Genomic DNA, 5,115 nt, shown 5'->3' with positions numbered 1-5,115 from the left:
GAAACGGTTCTCCCTTTCTCTCTGGAAATACGAATACGCATTGATGGTTACCTGGAATGGCTGACCGTTTGATCTGGCCTGTGGATTGTCTGCACAAAGTTTTCTAAAATGTGTAGGTAATCTCTGGCTAACAGGTAAATTCTGGGGCCGGGGATTAAGGTGTAATCGCCTGTAAGCACATAAATCTGGCGATTGTGTACTGCCGGTACCTGGCCCAGGCTCTGCCATTCCAAAAAGTTCAGACTATCTTTGACGGCGTCCCAGTGTGCTTTGTATTTGAATTCAATTATGATTTGTGGTTTACGGTTCAAAAAACTTTCCTGACCAACCTGAGCATATTTTGCGTTTAGGTCACTGAAGATATTTCTCCCGCCCAGCATTTGCCAGAGTGAATCAAGAAAGGTGTGGGGGCCGGAAACGGTTAAGTGGCTGACTGAGCCGGGATCGCGCCCAATGATTAAGGCCGCCGTGGGCCGGGGGTGTCCCAATTGTAACGCCTGATCCCGGTAAAATTGTAATCGTTCTTTAATGTGGCGCATCAGGCTCGCGGCTTGCTTCTGGCAGTGAAGCAGGTGCCCCAGAGAGTCGATCGTAAAAAAAACATCCTGTAAATGGTCGTTGGGTAAGAGTACAACGGGCAATTGGTAGGGGTCCAATTTGGCGGCTAACGAAGTGTGAGCCGGTGTGCCGATCAGGATATCGGGTTTTAAGAGTAAGATTTTTTCCAGATTGGGGTTGAGCAAACCGCCCACACGTTCCTTTTGACGAACTTCTGGCGGGTAAGAACAAAAATCGGACACAGCCACCAGCCTGTCCTGTTGCCGCAAAGCATAGAGCGTTTCAGTAATATTGGGCGAAAGGCTGATGATCCGTTTAAAGGCCCTGTTGTTTAAAGAAGCAGGCCGCGAAGTACAGCCTGCTAACAGGAATAAGCCGATTAAAAAAAAGCGAAAAATATCTTTACTGGTAAACAAAGGTCACTGCTCCGGGATTAATTCCGACGGTTGCCGAATTTTGTAACTGAGCCTCAAAGTCGTAAATCTTCAATTCGCCGGCGCTTTGAAAATCTTTAGCGTCCAGCACAAACAACAGGCCGGAAAGGGGATCGGCTTCCAGACTGTAGAAGAAACCGGTAATAAAATCACTTTTCATGATTTTGTTTTCAGAAGTGGAAAATTTGACCACCTGGCCGTTAAGCAGGAAAAAGCCCAGGTCTTGGCCGGCGTAGGTTATTTCTGAAGGATGCCCTTCGATGGTCAGGGAATCGGTTATGGTTAATTTTGCCGGGTCAATGACGTACAATGCGCCGTTGGTGCCGTGATCGCTGGTGTCGCCCCAGGCCGGCCAGCGGCCGGTACACAAAACATTCAATTCTCCGTCATCGTCAAGGGCAACGCTGGTGGGGTTGTCGGCCACCTGCAGGGTTTTGATTACCCTGTCCTGGGCCACATCAATCACAGAAACCGTATGATCCGAACCAAAGCCGCTGTTTAAGACAAAAGCTTTGCCCTGGGCCACGGCAATCTCTTCCGGATTGGCGCCAACGGGGATGGTCTTGCCCGTCAGTGTAAGGGTTTTCAAGTCGATGACCGCCACATTGTTTGCGTAGAGATTAGAAACGTAAGCTTTATTTTGATCAACAACCGCTAAATGACGCGGGCTGGGGCCGCCATCGAGGGTAATGGTTTTTTTGCTTTTCCAGGTTTTTAAACTGATCACTTCGATAGTGTTGGAATTGTTAACCACAATAAATCCCAAAGAATCGTACAGGGTCATACTGTTGGGCGTATCGCCCAGGGGGCGTTGGTTCACGCTTTTAAAAATATCGTTTTGCACGCTTTGATCGGCGTAGCTGTAAAAGGAGAGACTGCCATTGCCTTTACCGAAATTGCCTTCGTTAATGATAAATGCCCCAACAGATTGGATCTGCTTTTCTTTGCTGGCGCCTGTGGGATCTTTTTCGCAGGAAAAAAGGACAAGCGCCATGAAAAGGAATACGAGTGTACGCTGCATTAGTTACCTCCATTGTTTTGATGATGAAATAAGAATTGTAAACTAAAACCCAAATATCGCCCCGGTAACGGATAGCCGGGTAAAATGGTGTAATGTTGGTTAAACAGGTTTTCGATCTGAACATCCGATTGAATTGAAAATGTTTTAAAGGAGAAGCGATAGCCCAGGGCCAGATCGGATTCCAGGTAGCCCGGTAAAATTTGATGGTTCTGATTAGAAAAATCCAGATAGCGGAAGCTGACCTTTTGGCCATTCAGCGTCAAACGAAAATTGTTAGGGCGCCATTGCAAAGAGATAGCCAGCTTTTCTCTGGGAAGCAGAGGGAGTTGATGGCCCACGGTAGGATCGCCGGGGTACTCGGCTTTGTTTTTTACAGTTTGTATGTAATGATAGTTCACTATTAACTTAAAACGTTCTTTCAAATCAGACAGGGCCAGGTCGATTTCCAGGCCACGGCTTAAAACCCCGGCAATGTTCAAAGGCTGCCAGAGGCCCGATTGGGAGGGAAGCCATTTTATTTGGTTGCTCACAAGGTTCTGAAACAGAGTGACTTCATTTTGTGCCATCCAGTTTCCCCAAATTTTGTATAAACGGAGCCCGCTTTCTGCATTGAGCGATTTTTCCGGTTTTAAATCCGGATTGCCGCCGGGCGACCAGTACAGATCGTTAAAAGTGGGCGCGCGGAAGTTTTTACCCAGGGTGGCAAAAAGCTGAACTGCCGGCCAGCTGAAAGTGACCCCGGCCGAAGGAAGCCAGAGCAGGATCTCATGGCCGATTTTTTCAAAGCGCAGTCCAGCGTTTAAATGAAAAGCCTGCAGGGAAAAGCGTTGTCCGAGCAGACGGCCATCACCTAACAGGTAGAAAGAAGCGCGCGATCTCCTGTGTTGTCCGGCATTACTGCTCGAAATTTTTTGCTCTGCCAATTCCACTCCGCCCTTGATTAAGAGCGTCTGGCGAGGAGAGTAGTGGAAACGTCCCTGCAGGCCTTTTTCCTGATTAAAATGTACACTGTGCAGTGCTTGATTGTTGATGATTAAAACCGGATCGCTGTAAGTCATCCATTCATTGCGAAAATAGGTACTAAAAAAGAGTTCCAGTGGATTGCTCTGGTAGCGAAAGCCGCTGTGCACCAGGGTGTTGTCCAGCGTAATTCTGGCCCGATTGGCCGCTTCGCTGCTGGCATTGGTAAAGGGCGAAGGCGCACCGGCTGCCTTTTTGAACTGCGCCAGACGCAACGTAAACTTCCAGTCCCTGGCAGGCCGGAAAACCGATTTCCAGCTTACAAAGTTTTGGCGAAAATCGCGATTCCGCAAAGCTACATTGTGATTCAATGCCCGGGTGTTGTAGTGGTTTAAACCGTTGGCATGACTAAAGGTGATTACATTCCGGCTATTCCGGAAGGGCCACTGCAGCTGAGCGCTCAATCGTTTATTTTTTAAAGAATTCCAGCCAGAAGCGATGAGCAGTTTAAGAATTTCTCCGGGTTCCGTAGAACGCAGGTTTAAACTCCCGCCAATGGCCCCACTGCCGCCCAAAATAGCATTGGAACCGCGGTAAATCTCGATGGCCTGGATATCGGCCCCTTCCAGAAGGCTTAGATCGCTGCTACCTAATTGCAAATTGTTTAGTGGAATGCCGTCGAGTAAAACCTGGGTTTGCTCAGCCGACATGCCCCGCAAAGAGATGGTTTGCAGGCTGGAAGGAGCGCCGTACGATTTTAAAAAGAGGCCGCTTTGCAGGCTTAGCTGTTGGGCCAGCTCCTGTGGTGTGGGCAGGCCCTCGAAGGTAATTACAGAACGGTGCGCAGGCATATTTAATGGGGAGCGATAAGCGCGATCGCCGGAAACGGTAATAAAGGTGGTCTGTTCAACCGGAGTGAGATAAATTAAGGGATTGTGGGTAATGGAGTTAAAGGTTATGGTTTCCGGAAAATAGCCAGGTGCAGTGACAATAAGCGACTGATCAGCAGTAAGGGGTAGGCTGTCAAGCGCAACCATCCCGCTCTGATTTACGCGCCAGCTCAATTGACCGGTCTTAAGCTCAGCCTGAGGCAAAGGTTTACCAGTCCACAGGTCACGCACCTGTAAAAAAGGAGGGCGTTGCCGGGCAAAACCCGTGTTTATTACCATGAGTAGCAAAAGTAACAAATGTTTCATCCGTACCATGCAGTTTAATGAATTGTTGTTCAGCAGCGGAAAGCGCTAAGAAGTGACTAAAAAAGGAAGGCAGATTGGTTTGACAAAATCCAATCTCTGTTCTCACATTCCACCCGCGTGGAATTTTAGTGAGAGCCCTTTTTCAGTCGGTCTCCTGACTCTGGGATCTTCCTACTAACCAGGCCTTCCCATCCCAAACTTTGGGACAGTGGCGTGTGTCTGGCTTTCGTCCCCCATCACAGTTGCGGGGCAGTGGCGGATTTTCACCGCGCTTCCCGTTACTGAAAGGGTTCTTTGTATTTCAAAAGAACAACGACAAATTTAAACAGCCAGCATTTAAATGCAAAATTTAATTTTCAGATGATGATCCAATGCAGCACAGTCTCAACCATTAACCAACTACAGAAAACACAACAAAGCCACGAATGCACAAAAAACATTTTTAAATTAAAAATTAAAAATTACGAATTACGAATTAATTTGCGAAGGGGCAACTTATGCCCAGGCGGTGAGGAACCGTGCCGGCATGTCATTCTGATTCCGCTTCAGCGGGAGAAGAATCCCTTACATTGGCAGACCATTCGAAAAAGCAATGTAAATCGTGCTTCAGTCCGCGACTTTTTACGGGCAAAGCATTTATGGCGAGCTTTTGTTTTAAAACCCATCCCCCCGGCCCTGTTCCTTTTAAAAAAGGGAAGGGGGAGTTATAACCCCAGTTTGACAGTTAACTTCTAATTTTTAAAAGCCAAAGTAATAAAAACAAATAATTAAGTTATCCTGTTTCAATTTCTTTGTAGTCTATGCACGAGTGCATTTTTATTTGCTATAAAATTGTTTTATTATTATATTTATTCTATGTTTGTTAAAGTAAGTCGATCCAAAAGAAATAATAAAGTACATGAGACTTTACAAATCGCTGAGTCCTACAGAGACTCAAATGGCAAAG

The 5,115-nt window shown here is 47.0% G+C and carries 3 protein-coding genes and 1 riboswitch; all 3 genes read right to left on the bottom strand.

All coding sequences use genetic code 11. The annotated features are described in order from the left end of the window. Window positions 1–47: 47 nt before the first annotated feature. From ACWB0I_RS00055 to ACWB0I_RS00045, 3 genes are read right to left on the bottom strand one after another with little or no spacing between them, the layout of a single operon-like run. The gene (locus tag ACWB0I_RS00055) at window positions 48–974 is read right to left on the bottom strand and encodes an ABC transporter substrate-binding protein (protein WP_479385977.1); all 927 of its coding nucleotides are present in this window, start codon (window positions 972–974) and stop codon (window positions 48–50) included. Next, a complete protein-coding gene (locus ACWB0I_RS00050; RefSeq protein ID WP_479385976.1) occupies window positions 961–2,013 on the bottom strand; it encodes a YncE family protein in 1,053 nt (350 codons plus the stop codon). The genes ACWB0I_RS00055 and ACWB0I_RS00050 overlap by 14 nt, the downstream gene beginning before the upstream one ends. Beyond that, entirely contained in the window at window positions 2,013–4,169 is a 2,157-nt protein-coding gene (locus ACWB0I_RS00045) for a TonB-dependent receptor (protein WP_479385975.1), read from the bottom strand. The genes ACWB0I_RS00050 and ACWB0I_RS00045 overlap by 1 nt, the downstream gene beginning before the upstream one ends. Window positions 4,170–4,296: 127 nt before the next feature. Continuing rightward, window positions 4,297–4,470: riboswitch (cobalamin riboswitch) on the bottom strand. Window positions 4,471–5,115: the final 645 nt, after the last annotated feature.

It is taken from the genome of Caldithrix sp., from assembly GCF_056497305.1.
The sequence above is the reverse complement of the archived record's forward strand: the minus strand, read 5'-3'. Positions and strand labels throughout refer to the sequence as shown.

Coding starts and splice junctions, on each gene's coding strand:
- ACWB0I_RS00045 (WP_479385975.1), bottom strand. CDS start 4,169: ATGAAACATTTGTTACTTTTGCTACTCATGGTAATAAACACGGGTTTT.
- ACWB0I_RS00050 (WP_479385976.1), bottom strand. CDS start 2,013: ATGCAGCGTACACTCGTATTCCTTTTCATGGCGCTTGTCCTTTTTTCC.